The organism is Nocardiopsis sp. NPDC007018, from assembly GCF_040635075.1.
Taxonomy (GTDB): domain Bacteria; phylum Actinomycetota; class Actinomycetes; order Streptosporangiales; family Streptosporangiaceae; genus Nocardiopsis.
In genome coordinates this window covers 23025-39640 of record NZ_JBEYHA010000050.1, presented here as the reverse complement: position 1 = coordinate 39640, position 16616 = coordinate 23025, and the positions used below count along the sequence as shown (strand labels likewise).

Here is a 16616-nt window from a genome sequence, read left to right as displayed (position 1 = left end):
GCCCCGGTCGGCGCCGTCGACCGGTGCGCGGACGACCCGGACGTCCTGGAACGCGTCGGGGCGGCCCGGAAGGCGGCCCGGTCCGTGCAGGAGACCCGAGAAGACGAACACCAAGGAAGCACCGCAAACCCGGGTGGGCGCGTCACCTGCGGCGAAGCGGGGCGCTGCCCTACGATCCAGGCATGAACCGATCCCACAGCCCGCCGGTCCTGCGGCGGCTCAACTCCGAGGCCAGCATCCTGGCCGGGGCCGGGTACGCGGTCCTGCTCCAGATCGCCCACCCGAGCGTCGCCCGAGGCGTGGCGGCGCACAGCGACTTCGCCGCACGCCCCCTCGACCGGCTGCGCGGCACGCTGTACTACGTGTACGGGACCGCCCTGGGCACCGACGAGGAGCGCGAGCGCGTCCAGTCCATCGTCCGCGCCATGCACCGCAGGGTCCGGGGGCCGGGTTACGACGCCCTCGACCCCGACCTGCTGCTGTGGGTCGGCGCGACGCTGTACCACAGCGCGGTGCGCCTGTACGAGCTGACCGTGGCCGACCTGACCGAGGAGGAGCGCGCCGTGTTCCTCCGTGAGACCGCGGTCTACGCCACCGCACTGGGCCTACCCCAGGAACGGTGGCCCCAAAGCCCCCGGGAGTTCGCGGACTACTGGGAACGGGCCTACGCCCGCCTGGACGTCGGTGAGGACGCCCTGGCGCTGTCCCGGAGCCTGTTCCGCCCCGACAACCCCATCCTACGGCCCATGTGCCGGGCCCAGCGGTTCCTCTGCGGCGGGCTGCTCGATCCGGAGCTGCGCGGACAGTACGGCATCCCGTGGTCCCCGGCGCGGCAGCGCCGCTTCGACCGCCTGATGCGCCTCACCCGGTCGGTGTACCCGCGCCTGCCCTCGGGTGTGCGGCGCCTGCCCTCGACCCTGTACCTGAGGTCGTTGCGCAGGCACGGCGGCTGGAAGCCGTCGAAGACGTCCAGGGGATCGAAGGGTTCGAGGGCGCCGAGACGCTGAACGCGCGGACCGGGGAGGGGTTCAGAGGTCCTTGAGCGCCTCCCGCGCCCGCTCGACCTCCGGCAGCCCCAGTTCCTCGAAGATCCGGAGCGCGTCGGTGAGCAGCTCCCGGGCGCGCGCGGCGTCCATGTCCGGTGCGGGCAGCCGCCCGAGCGCCAGCGAGGCCCGGGCCTCGACGTAGCGCTCGCCCCGCTCACGTGCGTTGGCCAGCGCCTTCTCCAGGGTCCGTCCGGCCTTGGCGTGCTCACCGGCGGCGGCGTGGGTCATCCCGAGGTCGGTGAGGATCTCGGAGTCCGCACTGCGGTTGCCGCTGCGGTCCGCCAGTTCCAGGGCCGTCCGGTGCTCCGTGACGGCCTCCGCGAACCTCCCTCCGGCCCGGTAGGCGACCCCCAGGGAGTTGTGGGCGTACATCTCCTTCATACTCTTGCCCCGAGCCAGTTCCACCGTGGTCCGCAGGGCCTCGTAGGCGCCCTCCAACTCTCCGAGCGCGGTTCTGGCCTCACCGACGACGAGCATCGCCTGGAGCCCACTGTTCTCCTGCCGCTCGTCTACGCCCGAGCCCAGGAGCCCCTGGGCCAGGGACAGGGCCTCCCGGTGCCGTCCCAGGTTCTGGTACAGCATCGCCAGGTTGCCGCGCTGCATGACCTCCAGCTGTTTGTCCCCCTGAGACAACGCGTGATCCAGGACCCCCTCGACGCACTTGGCAGCCTCACCGAACCACCCCATGCGTTCGTAGACCATGCCCAGGTTGGCCAGGGCGCGGATGATCCCGCGTTCGTCACCGAGGTCCTCCAGGAGCCCGTGGGCCTCGCGAAGGAAGGAGAGCGCGCTCTCGAACCGCCCTGAGAGGCAGTGCGCGATCCCCATGCCGATGAGGGTCACCGCACGGCCCCGCTGGCTCCCCCGCCTCTCACTGGCCCGCAGGGCCTTCTCCTGCGAGGTGAGCAGGTGGCCCATCCGGCCGCGCTGGGCGTAGAACCGCCACACCGCTTCGGCCATCACCCAGGCTTCCTCGACGCTCTCCCCGTCGCTGTAGAAGTCGATGACGTCGGCGATGTTGTCCTGGTGCAGGTCGAACCAGGCCTCCGCCTCGGCCCGGTCGAGCAGTTCGGTCCGGTACCGCGAGCCTCCGGCCTCGTCCCGGCTGCCGTGCGCGCGCGGACCCAACAGGTCGGCCGCCCGCTGCGAGACGGTCATGTACTGCTCGGCGAGCCTGCCCCTGGCCGCACCGACCTCGACCGGGTCCAGATCAGACGTTCCCCGGTAACGGGAGAAGTCGCCTATGAGGTCGTGCAGTCGGTACACGTCGCCGGCGGGCTCCTCCAGCAGGCACACGCCCACGAGTCCCTGGAGGAGGTCGTCCGCGTCCTCGGGCTCGAGGTCCAGCAGGGCGGACGCCCCGTGCAGGTCGACGGTGGTGCCGATCAGGACTCCGAGCAGGAGGAAGGCGCGCCGCTGCGCCGGGTCGAGGCTCCGGTAGGAGAGGTCGATCGCCGCCTCGACGTTCTGGCCGTCCATCTGGAGCTCTCGGAAGCGGCGGCTCTGCTCGCTCAGTCGGCGCTCGACGTGTCCGAAGGACCACTTCGGCCTGCTCAGCATCCGTCCGGCGACCACCCGCAGCGCCAGGGGGAGCCCGCCGCAGATCCGCGCCACGCGCAGGGCCTGCTCGCGCTCCTTGAGCACCCGCTCCTCCCCCAGAACGTTGCCGAGGAGCTCCAGCGCCGACTCCTCCCCCAGCATGCCGAGGGAGACGTAGTCCGTACCCCCGAGCCCGCCGAGGTCGTTCCGGGTGGTGACGAGGGTGAGCGTGCCCTCCGCGGAGGGCAGGATGGGGTTGACCTGCGCGTAGCTGACCGCGTTGTCCAGCACCACGAGCAGCCGTCGGCCCCGCAGGGTGGCCCGCCAGAGCGCCGAGCGTTCGTCCACCGAGTCGGGCAGGTCCTCGACGGGCACGCCCACCGCGCGCAACAGGGCGCCCAGCGCCGTGCCCTCGTCCAGGGGACGCTTGTCCGCCGTGTACCCGTAGAGGTCGATGAACAGTTGGCCGTCCGGGAAGAGGTCCACGAGTTCGTGTCCGGCCCGTACGGCGAGGGTCGTCTTCCCGGAGCCGCCGCTGCCGGAGATCACGCAGACCCGGGCCCGGTCGTCCTCCGAGGCCCCCACGCCGACCAGGTGTGCCAGGGTCTCCCGCCGCCCGGCGAAGTCGGGGGTGTCCCGGGGCAGGTCGTTGCGGACCACGAACTGGTCCTTGACCGGGGGGAGCGTGGAGGGCAGGCCCTTGGGCGGGGTCTGCTCGACGGTGTCGGCACGCAGTATCCGGGTGTGCAGTGCGGTCAGGTCCGGGTCGGGGTCCACGCCCAGTTCGTCCGCCAGACGGGAGCGGATCTCCTCGTAGGCCGAGAGCGCCGCCGCCCGCTCTCCGCTGTGCCACAGGGCGGTGACGAAGAGGTGGTGCAGCCGCTCCCTGAGCGGCTCCTCCCGGACGATCGGCGTGAGGTAGGAGACCGCCTCGCTCGCGCGGCCCAGCGACACCGCGTAGGTAGCCCAGTCCGCCACCGCCGCCCAGCGCTCCTCAAGGAGGGGGGAGACCACCGAGTAGTAGAGGTGTTCGGACCCGACCCCGGAGAACGGGACCCCGCGCCAGCACTCCAGCGCCTCGGCGAGCAGGGTGAGGGCCGCCTCGGGCTCGGCGGGGTCGGCCGCCTCCCGCAGCCGACGGAACCGGTGCAGGTCGATCCGGTCCGGGTCGACGTCGGCCAGGTACCCGCCCGACGTGGTGCTGATCGTTCCGGGGAAGGCCCGGCGCAGGTGGGAGATCTGGACCTGGATGACCGAACGCGCGGTGCGCGGGGGGTCGTCGCTCCACAGGTAGCCGATCAGCTGGTCGAAGGTGACCTCGCGCCCCGCGTACACCAGAAGCGCGCCCAGAACACACCGCTGGCGTGGTCCACCGACAGGAAGGGATCGACCTTCGGACCACGCGGCAATGGGGCCAAGCACGCCGAATTCCACAAGGAGCAACCCTAGCAAGGACCCCTTGTGGAATTCGGAATGTGCCGGGGCCGTCCGTGCCGAGTACCCCCCTCTTCTCCAGTACTCGGAGCGTGACCCCTCAAAGGTCTGACTACTTCTCTTCCTTCTTCTCCTCCGGCTCGTCCTCGCGCTCGGCGGGGACGCTCTCCTGCGGAGCGGGCTCCCGGTAGGGGTCCAGCTTGGCTTCCGGCGTCACGCCGGAGACGATCGCTTCGAACTGCTCGTCCAGGGTCAGCATCTTCGGCACTCGAACTCCTTTGCGTACGGCACTCGCGTAGAGCCGCAACGTGGCCCTACGTCGTCTACGAAGCATCAAGGGGCACCGCCTTCCGGCGGAGCCGCCATCCGTGGCGCTACCGCCTCAGCTACGCCACGGATGGCATGTGTCCGGCGGACGCCGGACCCGCTGGGAGCCGCGAGCCGTCCTCACGCGACTACCGGTCCGACGAACGTGATCCACACTAGAGAGATCCTCTTCCGCTCCGCTTTCAACCGGCTTTCAACCGAAACGGAAAGACCCAAGGTCACACCCCCGTTACCGGCTGTTCGCCCTCCGGTCCCGGGAGGCTTTCCGGTTCCGCCCGACGCTTCGGAACGGGGCGGCAGCGCGCTCCGCGTTTTCGGTTTGTCGCGGAGAGGCGTCGGGAGGATCGGTGTCGGGGTTTTCGATAAACGAACGGCGGCTCGGAAGCCGAGCGACGCAATCACCACACCTACCCCGGACGGACCCCGGCGAACCACCCGCTCGCGCCTCCGGCCGCACCGGGACGGTACCGGGCCCTCGGGAGCGCCCGGAACCGATCAGCCGCACCCTCCCACGTCGCACCCCCTGTCCTCTTCCGGCCACGTTCGTCTCTATACGGGGTGACACCGATGGTGTTGTCACAGGTTGGGCCTACACTTGCGCCTCGTGGCACACCATGTCCCCGACGCCGACGTCCCGCGTCGGTCTCCCCTCCCCGCGAACCCCTTCGCGCGCTTCGCCCTCGTATCCCTGGTCGGCGCGGCCGGGGCGGTCGTCCTCCTCGGCGTGGCCGCGTTCGGCGGGTTGGAGAGGGCGGACGCCGTGGCCGAGCCCGCCGAGGCCGGGACCGAGGTGGAGAACGCCCTGATCCGGATCTCCCCGCACCAGGTGCGCGTCGTCTCCGACGAGCTCGGCGACACGGTCCAGCTGCGCACGGACATCGAGATGCACGGCTCCGAACGTCCGGTCTTCGTCGCCGACGCCGCGCGCTCGGTGGTCCTCACCCTGGAACCCTCGGGTGAGCGGGCCGAGTCCCCCTCCGTGCTCTTCCAGCGCAGGCCCGACGGCCTGGTGAGCCATTTCCAGCCGCACATGCCCGAGGCGGACGCGATCCTCTCCTGGGACCTGCCCGACGGCGTGGACGCCGACGGGATCGAGGGCGCCGTGGTCACCGTGCACGAGGTCGAGAAGCTGCACTCCCGGGGCGGCGGTGGCGTCCTGTGGGCGACCGACGACAAGGCCGCGGTGGGCGCGGTCGGCGTCCCCCTGGAGGGAACCAGCCCGTGAACCGCGCCCTCTCCATCCTGACCTGCGTGGTCCTGGTGGTCCTCATCGCCGTCCTCCAACGCTTCGTGGTGAGCGACGAGGACATGACCGGCCCGATCACCACCAAGGGCGACGCGGGCACCACCGTGGACGCCGACGACTTCACCGTCCGGGTCACCGAGACCGAGCTGGTCTCCTCGCTGGAGGTGCCGGACGAGGCGGGGGCGGTCCAGGCCAACGGCGTGTGGGTGGTGGTGTGGGCCGACGTGACGGCGGCGCACGAGCCCATCGGAAACCTGCGGTCCGAACTGCTCATGAAGGACGGAACCACGTACGTCGAGCGCGGATGGTTCTCCGAGAGCCTGGACCGCCAGATGCTCTCCCCCGGCCTCACACTGCACGGCGCGTTCGTGTTCGAGGTCCCGTCGGAGCGGATCGAGGAGCCCGCCCTCGTCATCACGAACGCGCAGGGGTACGACAGCCGCCTGGGAGCCCAGGCGCGGGTCGACCTCGGGGTGGACCACCCAGCGCCCGCCAGCGGTCCCGCGACCCTCGTCCCGGCACGGCTCCGGGCCGGAGACGGCGCGGACGGGAAGGACGACCATGCGACCCCATGACCCCCACGGGCACCCCGGACCCGACTGGCGACAGCAGCGCCCGGGTTCCCCCTACCGGTACCCCGGACGACCGGGTCAGCCCTGGCAGGGCCCCTCCGGCCCTCCGGCCCCGCAGACGCCCCCGCCCGGCCCGCACCAGGGCCCGCCTCGCCCCTGGGGCCCCCAGGTTCCGCCGGGGCCACCGGTACCCCCGGGTCCGCAGTCACCGCCGCCCGGTCCTCCCCGAGGGCCGTCCCCGCCCCCGGGCCAGCCTCCCGTTCCGTCGGGGCCGCCGTCAGGCGCGTCCCCGCCCCCGGCCGCACCGCCCCGCCCGTACGGGAACCCCGGTGGTCCCGTGGGCCCGGGGCCCCGGCAGGGCGCACCGGCCCCTGCGCGCCGCCAGGAGCCCCCCGCGCCCCGGGACCGCGCCCGGCACCGCCGCCCCGACCAGGGGCGGGGTCCGTCCCCGGAAGACTCCCTCCACGGCGGCGCCCCGGCACCCCACGGCCACCGGCCCCGGGGGCGGGGGCACGGACGGCGGCGCGGTCCCGGAGCGACCGGCGCGGCCCGGCACGCCCGCCCCCTCTGGAAGCGCCTGCACCTGCCGTACCTCGGCGCCCTGGTCGTGCTCCTGCCCGGCATGACCGTCTGGCCCTACCTGACCGAGCTCGACGCCGCACGCGCGAGCGGGCTGGTCCGGCCCGAGGCCGTCGCGGTCTCCGGGAACACCGCCGAGCTCGCGGGCAGCGAGTGGGAGACGGTCGGCTACATGACCGGTTTCCTCGACGGCCAGCCCGCGCCGCCCGAGGGCACCGAGATCGTCGACGTCGGCTTCAAGGTGACCCCGGGCGACGACGACGCGGGCACACGGCTCAAGGACTACTGCCGGTTCCGCGCGCTCGACGGTGACGGACGGTCCTGGGAGCCCACCAACGAGTTCAGCCTGCGCAACCTGGCCGAGGACCCGGGCCGGGTCCTCGGCGGCTGCACCGGAAGCGACTGGGAGGCGATCCCGGCGGGCCGGACCCAGTCCCTGGTCGTCACGTACCTGGTCCCGGCCGAGGTCGCCGACGACCTGCGTTTCGAGGTCACGGTGTCCACGACGGACGACAGGTTCACGCCCCGGCCCGAGGCCCTGCTGTTCGAGCCCGAGCCGCTCGACTGACTTCGGAGGGCGGCTCAGCGGGCGGCGTGCCCGGCGGTCCGCCACACGCGACGGCCCACGCTGGTCTCCTCCGCGCGGCGCAGCGCGATCTCGAACGCGGCGGCCAGCAGGCACAGGCGGAGCAGCATGTGCAGGGCGTCGACGGCGAAGTCGACCGGCTGGAGCCACGGCCAGATCTCGCCCTGGAAGTCGCCCGGGCCCAAGAGGACGAACACCCACCGGTTGAGCTGGCTGAAGGCGACGTCCAGGAGCACGAAGTACAGGCAGAAGGTCAGGTAGAACACCGGGCCCGCGCCCAGCACGAAGCGGACGGCGTTGAGGCAGGGGCTGAACTTCTCCCGGAAGTCCGAGGACGCGGCCCGGCCGAAGAACCGGCTCATCCGGGCGGCCCGGTTGACCACCGCGCCGAACTCCCCGCCGCCCCGGCGCTCCTCGAAGAGGGCGTCGTGGTCGTCGATCTGGGCCCGGTAGACCACCGCTGTGATGGTGAGCCACAGCATGGGGCCGAGGAAGCCCTCCTTGACCAGGGACCACACGGTCGCGACACCGGCCGCCACCCCGACCGAGAGCGCGGGGACATCGAACCGGTACCCGATCCCGTCGACCAGGCCGGTCCACCAGGTCTCGACACCCACCCAGGCCACCCGGTTGGCCATCCACTCCTGGGAGAGGCTGACGAACACACCGACCGAGAAGACCGCCAGGAACATCCACACGCCCTCGAACAGGGCCGTGAGGACGCCGAGCACCGGGTTGCGGTTGGCCTCGTAGAAGCGCCCGCACACCCGGCGCAGCACCCACGCGACCACCGCGACGACCAGCGGCAGGCCGAACCAGGAGAGCTCGGTGGGGGCCGCGAAGGCCTCCACGCCGCCGGTGTTGAGCAGGCTGATGCTGTAGGTGTCGTACTGCTCCCCGATCAGCCCCCAGGCACCGTAGAAGAGCAGGAAGGGGAAGATCGCGAGGGCCACGCCGTCGACCACCCTGCGCTCGCTCTCGGCGAACCCGGTGCGTCCGCGCCGGACCACCTCGGTGCCCAGTTCGCGGTCGATCATCGGCAGCCCCGGCCTGAGCAGCTGGAACATGACGACGAAGGTGATCAGGGTGACGAGGAGGGTGAGACCGAGCCCGGCGAGGGAAAGGGTGGGGTTGACGTCGGTGAGCGCCACCAGCCCGCGCATGATCAGGGTGTGCGCGAGCATCCCCGCGGTGTAGGCGCACAGCAGGGGAATCCCGTGGCCGCGTACGAGGCTGAGCGCGTACACGGGGAGAGAGGCTGCGGAAGAGGTCGGACGGGCCATAGGTTCTAGAGATTAGCGGAAGGGCGGCCGTGGATTCCGGTGGTCCGCGGCCCCTGGAGCGAGGGTCCCCGACCGCGGGACCCGAGCGACCGATCTGGTGGGAGGGCTTGATGCAGGAGGGCGACGGAAACGGCTGGGTGGACCTGGCCGACGGCTCCCGTAGGTGGGGCCGGTACGGGGCCGCCGGGCTGTTGTTGTACGCCACCGACGTGGCCGGTTCCGGTCACGTCCTGCTCCAGCACCGTGCGGGTTGGACGCACATGGGCGGCACCTGGGGCATCCCCGGTGGCGCCCGCAACCTCGACGAGACGCCGTTGGAGGCGGCCGTGCGGGAGTTCCGCGAGGAGGTCTCCGGGGACCTCGGGGACTACACGGTCCTGGGCCGTCACGAACAGGACCTGACCGTGTGGCGCTACGACACGTTCCTGCTGCGCGTCCCGGACCTGACCCCGTTCCGCCCGGGGAACTCGGAGAGCAGGGAGATCCGGTGGGTGGCGGTCGAGGCCGCCGAGGAACTCCCCCTGTTGCCCGCCTTCCGGTCCGCGTGGCCGCACCTGAGCGCCGACCTGCGCGCGGCGACGGCGTAGGCCCCGCGCCGTCGCCGCGCGGACGCGGAGCGGCCTACGCGCGTCGGCCCATCCTGGCGAGGACGCGCTCCTGCCGCGACGCCCCTGGGGGCGCTTCGGGGCCGCGCACGAAGACCCCCTCCATGTACGCGTGCTCGCCGAAGCTCTCCAGTGCCGCCTCCAGGCGGTCGAGTTCGGACTCGGTGAGCGCGGTGTCCCCGCCGACCGCCCGGGCCACGTCCCAGCGGTGGGCGATCATGTCGAACACGTAGTAGGTGTCGAGTGTCCGGGCGATCGTGGTCGGACCGAACATCCCCTCGTAGGTCCGGTCGGTGACCCCGGGGTCGGAGAGCAGGTCGAGCACGCCCCGTTCGTGGGCGGTCCAGGCGGCGGCCGGGTCCTCGTCCACGTCGGGGGATTCGGGGGGTGCCACCCCCGCGCCCTCCAGGAACGACCTCTGGGTGCCGATCAGGTGGCGTACGACGTCGGCGGCGCTCCACCCCTCGCAGGGCGACGGAGCGTTCCAGCGGTCCCCCGGCACGGAGCGCAGGAGGTCGCCGAGGGGCCGAGCCGCGGCACGATAGTTCTCATGGACGGTCGTCATGGGCCCATCCTGCCTCCGGGCCGGGCCGCGGGTCTTGAGGACACCGACGGACGGGGGGCGTGTCCTCCGGCCGGGCGGCCACCTCCCCGGCCCGCTCGCGCCCCGTCCGTCGATCCCCCGCCACCCGTCTTCCCCCCGCCGTCGCCCGGCGTCGGGAACCCTGACGTCCCTGGTGGGGGCGGCGCGCACGCGAAACCCCGGGGCCGGGGCACTTTCCGGGCCCGGTGCTCGTTGGACCGGGCAGAGACGGCGACCGCGCCTTCTGGGATGATGCGTGTCGGCTTTCCGCGTGGGCCAGGTGCCAAGGCACCGCCTCCGGGGTAAGTCAGGGACGGGCCCTGATGCGCCGCCCGCCTCGACCCCGCATCCTGGAGGGGACGGCCCTGCGAAGAGTGGGCGCCACGCGATTCGACTGGAGCTGTGAACATGACGCTGGAGCGCGGTAACGCATTCACTCCCGTCGCCTCGGCGACGATGATCTGGCCGTGGGGAGCGTCCGTGATCGGCGGCACCGTGGCCGGTGCCCTCTCCTTCCTCGCCAACTTCGGCCTGGCCGGTATCCCCGCGGGTGTGACCACCGGCATCTTCTTCTTCGCCCTCATCGGCGGGGTCGGCGGCGTGCTGCGCAAGAAGGCCGACCGCCGCGGCCGCCGCTGGGCCGCCACCTACCCGTTCCGGTACGCGAGCGTCCCGGCCCTCATCGGCGGTGGCGCCACGGCCGTGGTGAGCTACGTCGTGTCGGTTATCACCAGCTTCGCGATCATCGGCGGTCTGTTCGGCGGCCTGTGGGCGGGTCTCGGTGTGGGCCTGACCCTGTGGCTCATCATCGGTGTCGTGGCGATGGTCGCGGGCGACAAGAAGTAGGCGCCGTGCGGCGTGGTGGGGCTCCGCCGTGATGGTGGCGGGGAACAGAAGGCTTTAGGCTCGATGTTTTCCGCCAAGGAGCGGATGCACCACACCTCACCTACGGGAGACAACCGGCGCCGATGACTGAAGCTGCTCGTCAGAAGATGGTCGAGCGGGTCCGCGGGCTCCTTCGCATGGCGGAGGACCCCGCGGTCACTGATGCCGAGAGCCAGGCGTTCACCGCCAAGGCCGCAGAGCTGATGACCCGCCACGCGATCGCCGAGGCCGAGGCCCGCGCCGAGAGGGGCGAGGAGCCGGACGCGATCAGCCGTATGGACTACACCGTCCCGGGGGTGGGCGGCCACGGCAAGGCCCGTGTCAAAGCCCTGGCCGACATCGCCGCCGCCTACGGGTGCCAGTCGGCGGTGCGCGGAAACAACTCCGAGAACACCGACCGCACCATCATCCTGGTGGGCACGGTGAGCGCACTGGACGCGCTGCGGATGCTGATGCCGTCGATCTCCATGCAGATGGAGGCCTCCGCCAGGTTCATGAGTTCCTCGCACGTGACCGATATCCGGGAACTGCGCAACTACACCCGCTCCGAACTGGAGACCGAGCGCAAGCGTTACTACCGGTCGTTCGTGCGCGCCTATGGTCAGGCGGTGGCCGAACGCATTCGTGAGTTCCGGGCAAGGCTCCAGAGAATGGCCGCTCATGACGGAGAGTCAGGTGTCACTGAGAGTAGCGGCGAGAACGGTGCGTCGCGGGGTGCGGATCTGGTTCTGCGGGACGACGTGAACCGGGTGAACGAAGAGTTCCACAAGCAATTCCCACAGCTGCGTAAACACCGCCCCGAACGTACCCACAGCGCGGCCGGTTACCGCGCGGGGTACCGCCGTGGACGCCAGGCGGAGTTGGGTCTGGACACCCCGGTGACCAGCGGGCGGACGTCCTCTCTGGCCGAGGGCGAATAGTTCCTCACCCCGAGTTATCCACAGGCTGTGCGTGAAATCCACAGGAGCGCCGTTTCCCCATGTCAGAAGGGAAAAGCGAGCCGATTCTCGCAGTGGTTCGGGGCTCGTAGAGGCCGATCACCCGGGGTTATCCACAGGCTTGGACCGTGGCCTGTGGATAACCTGTGGACAGTCATGTGGACAGCTTTCCCAAGAGCGGTGAAAGCGCTGGTCAACTCACCCGAAGCGGCTGGACGAGGTAGCGGAACGCCGGGTTCTCCCCCTCGGCCGGAACATCGGTGAACACCGCCGGCTTGGTCGGCTCGGTGAGGTGCAGGCGGGCGGTCGGGGTCTCCACCCCGTTGAGCCCGTCCGCCAGGTAGTCGGGCCGGAAGGCCAACCGGAGCGGCTCCCCCTCGTAGCCGACCGCCAGGGCCTCGACGGCCTGGGCGTCGTCCCCGGAACCCGCCTCCAGCACGACCTCACCCTCCGTGAACGCGAGCCGGAGCGGGGTGTTTCGGTCCGCCACCAAAGCGACCCGCTTGACCGCCGCCAACAGCGGCGCCACCTCCACCTCGGCCCTGGCGGAGAAGTCGGTGGGGAACCAGCTCGCGTACCTGACGAAGTCGCTGTCGATCAGCCGGGTGGTGGTCCCGCGCTCACCGTTCTCGAACCCGACCATCCCCTCGCCCGGTGCCGAGCCGCGCCCGGCGTCCGCGGCCCCCGCCGAGAGGAAGACGTCGACGTCGCTGTGGTTGACCAGGCCCCGGACCGTGTTGGCCAGGGTGCGCGCGGGCACCAGCGCCGCGACGTCGATCTCCGGGTCCAGCGGCCTCCACCGGAGCTCGCGGACCGCGATGCGGTAGCGGTCGGTGGCCGCCACGTTGAGCCGGTCGCCGGTGAGGTCGAGGTAGGCGCCGGTGAGCATCGGCAGGGTGTCGTCCCGGCTGGCCGCCGGGGTGACCTGGCGTACGGCCGCGGTGAGGGCGTCGGCGGGGACGGAGCCGATCCGGTCGGGCATACCGGGCAGGCTGGGGTAGTCCTCCAGGGGCATGGTGATCAGGGTGAACCTGGCGGCGCCGGCGCTGACCAGGACCCGGGGGCCGTCGGTCTCGACGCGCACGGTGCCGGAGGGGAGGTTGCCGACGATCTCGGCCAGCAGGCGTCCGGGGACCAGTGCGGCCCCGGACTCCTCCGACAGGACCTCCACCGAGGCCCGGGCGGAGACCTCGTAGTCGAACCCGGACAGGCGCAGGGAGGTGCCGTCCGGCGTGACCTCCAGGCGCATCCCGGCGAGCACCGGGACGGCGGGGCGGGTCGGCAGGGCCCGGGCGGTCCACACGACCGCCTCCGCGAACGCGTCGCGGTCCACACGAAGTCTCACTGCACGGCCTCCCGGTCGACGGTCCTTCCGGGGTGACCGTACCCAGCGGTACCGACAGTCCGCGGTCCGGCCGGCCCGGGGCGCCGGGACCGGCCGGGGAGGCGCTACTTCCGGTTCGGGCGCAGGGTCCACAGGACGGTCATCCGGCCGGTGACGGTGCCGTCGTCGGTGCGCAGCTCGATCTCCACCGGGAACTCGGGCCGCTTGCCCTCGTCCAGTTCGGCGACGACCTCGTCCCGGGAACGGCCCAGGGTGGCCTCGGCGGTCACGTCGCCCATGGCGAGCTTGAGGTAGCGGATCTCGGCGCTGACGGCGAGCGGCACGGCCCGGTCCAGCTGGTCACCGAAGGTGCCGATCACGATGGCGCCCGAGGCGGACTCGGCCAGCGTGAACATCGCACCCGCGTGCGGTCCGCCCACGTGGTTGTGGTGGTCGGCGTTGTCGGGCAGTCGCATGACCGCGCGCCCGTGGTCCAGGTCGCTGAAGGTGACCCCCAGCGTGCGTGCGAAGGGAACCGAGGCCAGGAACCCGGACTTGACCATCTCCGCCGTCTCGGCGTCCATTTTCTCCATACCCCAAGGTTACTCACGAGTAACCCAAGAGCGCCACCCCCACTGCCCGCACGGAGACGTCCGGATACCCCCGTGAACCGGACCCCGCCGTGGGCTACCATGTCTGGCGGAGAGCGCACCGCTCTCTCCTGGAGGGTTCGCATAGCGGCCGAGTGCAGTGCTCTTGAAAAGCACCAAGTCCTTGACGGGGCTTCATGGGTTCAAATCCCATACCCTCCGCAGAATCCGGAAGTCCTCCCAGGTGGAGGGCTTCCACGGAACACGGCGAAGGCCGGTGGTTCCGGGCCCGTGCACCTTCGGTGCACAGGGTCGCCGGGCCACCGGCCTTCGGTGCGTCCGGGGCCGTGGAGACGGCACTCGACCAGCGCGGCGAGGGCGGTCGGTGTCCATCGCTTCCGCGACCTCGTCCAGGCGGTCCGGGAACCGCTCCCGCCCCCGGAGCACCATGCCCACACGGCCTGGGAAAGGAGCCGCACGTGGCCGGTCGGCACCGCGCCCCTGACGACCCCGAGGCCAGAAGGCTCGAACGCGAGGCCGTGAGACGCGAGCGTGCGGCACTCCCTCCCGAGCCCGCGAACCGGTGGCTGATCAACTTTTCGATCGTCGGGCTGCTCCTGACCGCCGCGATCGGTGTCTTCGTGTGGTCCGAGAACCCACCAGGAATGTGGGCCGTGGGACTGAGTGCGTTGATCCACCTGACCAATCTCTTCCGGGAGATCCGCACACACCTGAGATACCGGGCGGCCCCTCAGCAGGAAGACACACCGCACTGACACAGCACCACCAGACCAGCCCCCACCACCACGGAGCGATCCCCCCACTCCCCGCAGTTGACCCAGGAGAGAGACCGACACATGCGCGGTAGGCGTCCCCGGCCATGGCCTCTGCTCTTTGCTGCCGTTACCGTCGCCCTGACGACGAGCCTCGTGCTGTGGGCCGAGGATTCGCTGCGAACAGACAGAATCTGGGCCGCGTTCGTCTGTTCCCTGGTCGCCCTGGTGGGGTTCGCGAGCGTCTACGTACATGAGTGGGTGAAGTACCGCCGGCACCACGCCACTTCCTCATCTGATGAGACGCCGTCCGGGACCGGCGCCTAGTTCTCCTCGTCGGCGTGGCGGGGGAGCACCACCACCGGGACCTTCGCGTGGTGCAGCACCCCCTGGCTCACCGAGCCCAACAGCAACCCCCGGATGGTGCCCCGGCCACGGGAACCCACCACGATGGCGTCCGCCCCCTCGGCGGCCTCCAGGATCGCGTCCACCGGCCCCGACTGCGTGCGCACCACGGTGACCTCGATGTTCACGTCCTCGCGCTGCTCGTCCATGGCCTCGGCCAGCAACTCGGCCACAAGCTCTTCGGACTGCTTCTCGAAGACGTCCTCCTGCGGCTGGTGTCCCGCCGCCGTCATCGCGATCGGGTCGTACGGGTAGGGCACCTCCCAGCTGTTCACCACCACCAGTTCACCGTCGGTCTCGGCCGCCAGACTCACCGCCAGCCCCAGGGCCCGGCGGGACGGGTCCGACCCGTCGACGCCGACGACGATCCGGTCCAGCTTGGTGGTGGAGGGCCTGCCCTTGCCGTCGGAGGGGACGACGACCACCGGGCACGGCGCCTGAGCCGACACCCGCACACTCACCGAACCCACGAACATCGACGCGAAGGCCCCCAGGCCCCGGGTCCCCAGGACGATGAGGTCACCGGGGTGGCTGTGCCGCACCATCGCCAGCGGGGCCTCCTCCAGTGCGGTCCTCGTCTCCACCCGGACGGTGGGCTGTTCTCTCTCGACGAGCTCGACGGCCTGGGTCAGCACCGCGGTGGCCTGCCCCGAGATCTCGTCGGTGGGCTCGAACCGGGTCGGCCCCCCGTAGGCCGACACGATCAGCGGCATGCCCAGCGCGTGCACGACGTGCAGTTCCACCCCTCGGCGCACGGCCTCGGCCGCGGCCCACTCCAGCGCCGCCCGCGAATGGTCCGAACCGTCCGCGCCCACGACGACCTTGCCCGGGCGTTCCTGGTGGCTTGACATGGCTCCCCCTTGAGACGTGATCTCCCTCTGTCCACCATCATCACCGAGCCAAGCGGATACACACGTGATCGGCACAGGGGAAACCGGTCCCCCGCGCCGGGGACCTTCGTCGCTGTTCACCACCTCAGTCGGTCTCCTCGGAGTGCGGCGGCAGCACCGCCACCGGCACCCGCGCCCGGGCCAGCACCCCCTGGCTGGTGGAGCCCAGGACCAGTCCCCGCACCCCGCCGCGCCCCCGGGAACCCACGACGATCAGGTCGGCGTCCCCTCCCGCCTCCAGGAGGGCGTCCACCGGGTCGGCCTGCATCCGTACCGCGCTGATCTCCACCGCCTGGTTGCGGTCGTCGATGACCTCCGCCAACACACCGGCGACCACCTCCTCCGACTGGCGGTCGAACATCTCCTCATGGGACAGCTGGGCGCCGGCGGCGAGCGCGGCGGGGTCCTCGGGCAACGGGACCTCCCAGCTGTTGACGACCACGACCTCCGCGTCCGTGGCCAGGGCGTGGTCCAGGGCGAAGCGCAGCGCCCGGCGCGAGGACTCCGACCCGTCGACGCCGACCACCACCCTCCCCCGGCGCGGCCCCGGCTCGGCGCCCGGCACGACCACCACCGGGCAGGGCGCGCGCGAGGAGGTCCGCAGGCTCACCGATCCCAACACGATCGCCCGCACCGCGCCCAGGCCGCGCGAACCGACGACGATGACGTCACCGTGCCCGGCCTCGTCGAGCAGGACCTCCGGGGCGTCCTCCGGTGCCAACACGGTGGCCACATGGAGGTCGGAGCGGGTGCTGCGCGCGTACTCGGCGCTCTCGACGAGCAGAGCGTGCCCGGCCTCCCGGGCCGCGTCGCCGGACCGGAACCGTTCCGACGCCGGTCCGGCGAAGGTCCCCGCCACCAGCGGCAGTCCGAGTCCGTGCACGATCCGGAGCCGTCGGCCGAGCCGTGCGGCGGCGTCCACGGCCCAGACCAGCGCCGCGCGGGCGACCGGTGATCCGTCGACCCCCACGATGACCGCCGACGGGCGTTCCTGTGCGTTCATGTCCACCT

Annotated in this window: 16 protein-coding genes and 1 tRNA gene; 9 read left to right on the top strand and 8 right to left on the bottom strand. The window is 71.5% G+C overall.

What is annotated here, in order from left to right:
• Positions 1-182 precede the first annotated feature (182 nt).
• Positions 183-1007 carry an oxygenase MpaB family protein gene (locus ABZ635_RS21975; RefSeq protein WP_357768307.1) on the top strand — a complete coding sequence of 275 codons (825 nt, stop codon included), beginning with the start codon at positions 183-185 and terminating at the stop codon, positions 1005-1007.
• Positions 1008-1028: 21 nt separating this feature from the next.
• Here ABZ635_RS21975 and ABZ635_RS21970 read toward each other — a convergent pair whose 3' ends face one another.
• Both ABZ635_RS21970 and ABZ635_RS21965 read right to left on the bottom strand, forming a co-directional pair.
• On the bottom strand, positions 1029-3920 hold the full coding sequence (locus tag ABZ635_RS21970; protein ID WP_357768304.1) for a BTAD domain-containing putative transcriptional regulator: 2892 nt from the start codon (positions 3918-3920) through the stop codon (positions 1029-1031).
• Between the two features lie 211 nt (positions 3921-4131).
• Positions 4132-4287 (bottom strand): hypothetical protein, encoded by a 156-nt coding sequence (locus ABZ635_RS21965; RefSeq protein ID WP_357768301.1) that lies wholly within the window; start codon positions 4285-4287, stop codon positions 4132-4134.
• Positions 4288-4950: 663 nt separating this feature from the next.
• On the opposite strand from ABZ635_RS21965, the gene ABZ635_RS21960 reads away from it, so the two are divergent.
• From ABZ635_RS21960 to ABZ635_RS21950, 3 genes are all read left to right on the top strand, one after another.
• Positions 4951-5571: a hypothetical protein gene (locus ABZ635_RS21960; RefSeq protein ID WP_357768298.1), complete on the top strand. Its 621-nt coding sequence runs from the start codon at positions 4951-4953 to the stop codon at positions 5569-5571.
• Positions 5568-6167, top strand: a complete 600-nt coding sequence (locus ABZ635_RS21955; RefSeq protein WP_357768295.1) for a hypothetical protein — start codon at positions 5568-5570, stop codon at positions 6165-6167. Before ABZ635_RS21960 ends, ABZ635_RS21955 begins: the two co-directional genes overlap by 4 nt.
• Positions 6168-6501: 334 nt before the next feature.
• The gene (locus tag ABZ635_RS21950) at positions 6502-7311 is read left to right on the top strand and encodes a hypothetical protein (RefSeq protein ID WP_357768292.1); all 810 of its coding nucleotides are present in this window, start codon (positions 6502-6504) and stop codon (positions 7309-7311) included.
• 14 nt (positions 7312-7325) lie between these two features.
• Here the strand turns inward: ABZ635_RS21950 and ABZ635_RS21945 are convergent, their stop codons facing one another.
• Positions 7326-8576, bottom strand: coding sequence for a hypothetical protein (locus ABZ635_RS21945; protein WP_357768289.1), 1251 nt, complete (start codon positions 8574-8576; stop codon positions 7326-7328).
• 146 nt (positions 8577-8722) lie between these two features.
• Here ABZ635_RS21945 and ABZ635_RS21940 point away from each other — a divergent pair, with 146 nt between their 5' ends.
• Complete coding sequence (locus ABZ635_RS21940) at positions 8723-9199, top strand: NUDIX hydrolase (protein ID WP_357768286.1); 477 nt, start codon at positions 8723-8725, stop codon at positions 9197-9199.
• Positions 9200-9233: 34 nt separating this feature from the next.
• On the opposite strand, the gene ABZ635_RS21935 is transcribed toward ABZ635_RS21940, so the two are convergent.
• On the bottom strand, positions 9234-9782 hold the full coding sequence (locus ABZ635_RS21935; RefSeq protein WP_357768284.1) for a TIGR03086 family metal-binding protein: 549 nt from the start codon (positions 9780-9782) through the stop codon (positions 9234-9236).
• Between the two features lie 426 nt (positions 9783-10208).
• Between ABZ635_RS21935 and ABZ635_RS21930 the strand changes: the two genes are divergently transcribed.
• Together ABZ635_RS21930 and ABZ635_RS21925 are read left to right on the top strand one after the other, a co-directional pair.
• Positions 10209-10646: a hypothetical protein gene (locus ABZ635_RS21930; RefSeq protein WP_357768320.1), complete on the top strand. Its 438-nt coding sequence runs from the start codon at positions 10209-10211 to the stop codon at positions 10644-10646.
• A 146-nt stretch (positions 10647-10792) separates the two neighbouring features.
• Entirely contained in the window at positions 10793-11605 is an 813-nt protein-coding gene (locus ABZ635_RS21925) for a DUF2786 domain-containing protein (RefSeq protein WP_357768317.1), read from the top strand.
• Between the two features lie 211 nt (positions 11606-11816).
• On the opposite strand, the gene dnaN is transcribed toward ABZ635_RS21925, so the two are convergent.
• Together dnaN and ABZ635_RS21915 are read right to left on the bottom strand one after the other, a co-directional pair.
• On the bottom strand, positions 11817-12968 hold the full coding sequence (gene dnaN / locus ABZ635_RS21920) for a DNA polymerase III subunit beta (RefSeq protein ID WP_357768281.1): 1152 nt from the start codon (positions 12966-12968) through the stop codon (positions 11817-11819).
• Between the two features lie 104 nt (positions 12969-13072).
• Positions 13073-13531, bottom strand: coding sequence for a DUF4442 domain-containing protein (locus ABZ635_RS21915; RefSeq protein WP_357768314.1), 459 nt, complete (start codon positions 13529-13531; stop codon positions 13073-13075).
• A gap of 139 nt (positions 13532-13670) precedes the next feature.
• Here ABZ635_RS21915 and ABZ635_RS21910 point away from each other — a divergent pair.
• Positions 13671-13759: transfer RNA gene (locus ABZ635_RS21910), tRNA-Ser, on the top strand.
• Between the two features lie 257 nt (positions 13760-14016).
• Complete coding sequence (locus ABZ635_RS21905) at positions 14017-14313, top strand: hypothetical protein (protein ID WP_357768278.1); 297 nt, start codon at positions 14017-14019, stop codon at positions 14311-14313.
• Between the two features lie 320 nt (positions 14314-14633).
• Here the strand turns inward: ABZ635_RS21905 and ABZ635_RS21900 are convergent, their stop codons facing one another.
• Entirely contained in the window at positions 14634-15566 is a 933-nt protein-coding gene (locus ABZ635_RS21900; RefSeq protein WP_357768275.1) for a universal stress protein, read from the bottom strand.
• A 124-nt stretch (positions 15567-15690) separates the two neighbouring features.
• Positions 15691-16608: a universal stress protein gene (locus ABZ635_RS21895; protein ID WP_357768272.1), complete on the bottom strand. Its 918-nt coding sequence runs from the start codon at positions 16606-16608 to the stop codon at positions 15691-15693.
• Positions 16609-16616 lie beyond the last annotated feature (8 nt).

Coding starts and splice junctions, on each gene's coding strand:
- ABZ635_RS21895 (WP_357768272.1), bottom strand. CDS start 16,608: ATGAACGCACAGGAACGCCCGTCGGCGGTCATCGTGGGGGTCGACGGA.
- ABZ635_RS21900 (WP_357768275.1), bottom strand. CDS start 15,566: ATGTCAAGCCACCAGGAACGCCCGGGCAAGGTCGTCGTGGGCGCGGAC.
- ABZ635_RS21930 (WP_357768320.1), top strand. CDS start 10,209: ATGACGCTGGAGCGCGGTAACGCATTCACTCCCGTCGCCTCGGCGACG.
- ABZ635_RS21940 (WP_357768286.1), top strand. CDS start 8,723: ATGCAGGAGGGCGACGGAAACGGCTGGGTGGACCTGGCCGACGGCTCC.
- ABZ635_RS21975 (WP_357768307.1), top strand. CDS start 183: ATGAACCGATCCCACAGCCCGCCGGTCCTGCGGCGGCTCAACTCCGAG.
- ABZ635_RS21915 (WP_357768314.1), bottom strand. CDS start 13,531: ATGGACGCCGAGACGGCGGAGATGGTCAAGTCCGGGTTCCTGGCCTCG.
- ABZ635_RS21935 (WP_357768284.1), bottom strand. CDS start 9,782: ATGACGACCGTCCATGAGAACTATCGTGCCGCGGCTCGGCCCCTCGGC.
- ABZ635_RS21925 (WP_357768317.1), top strand. CDS start 10,793: ATGGTCGAGCGGGTCCGCGGGCTCCTTCGCATGGCGGAGGACCCCGCG.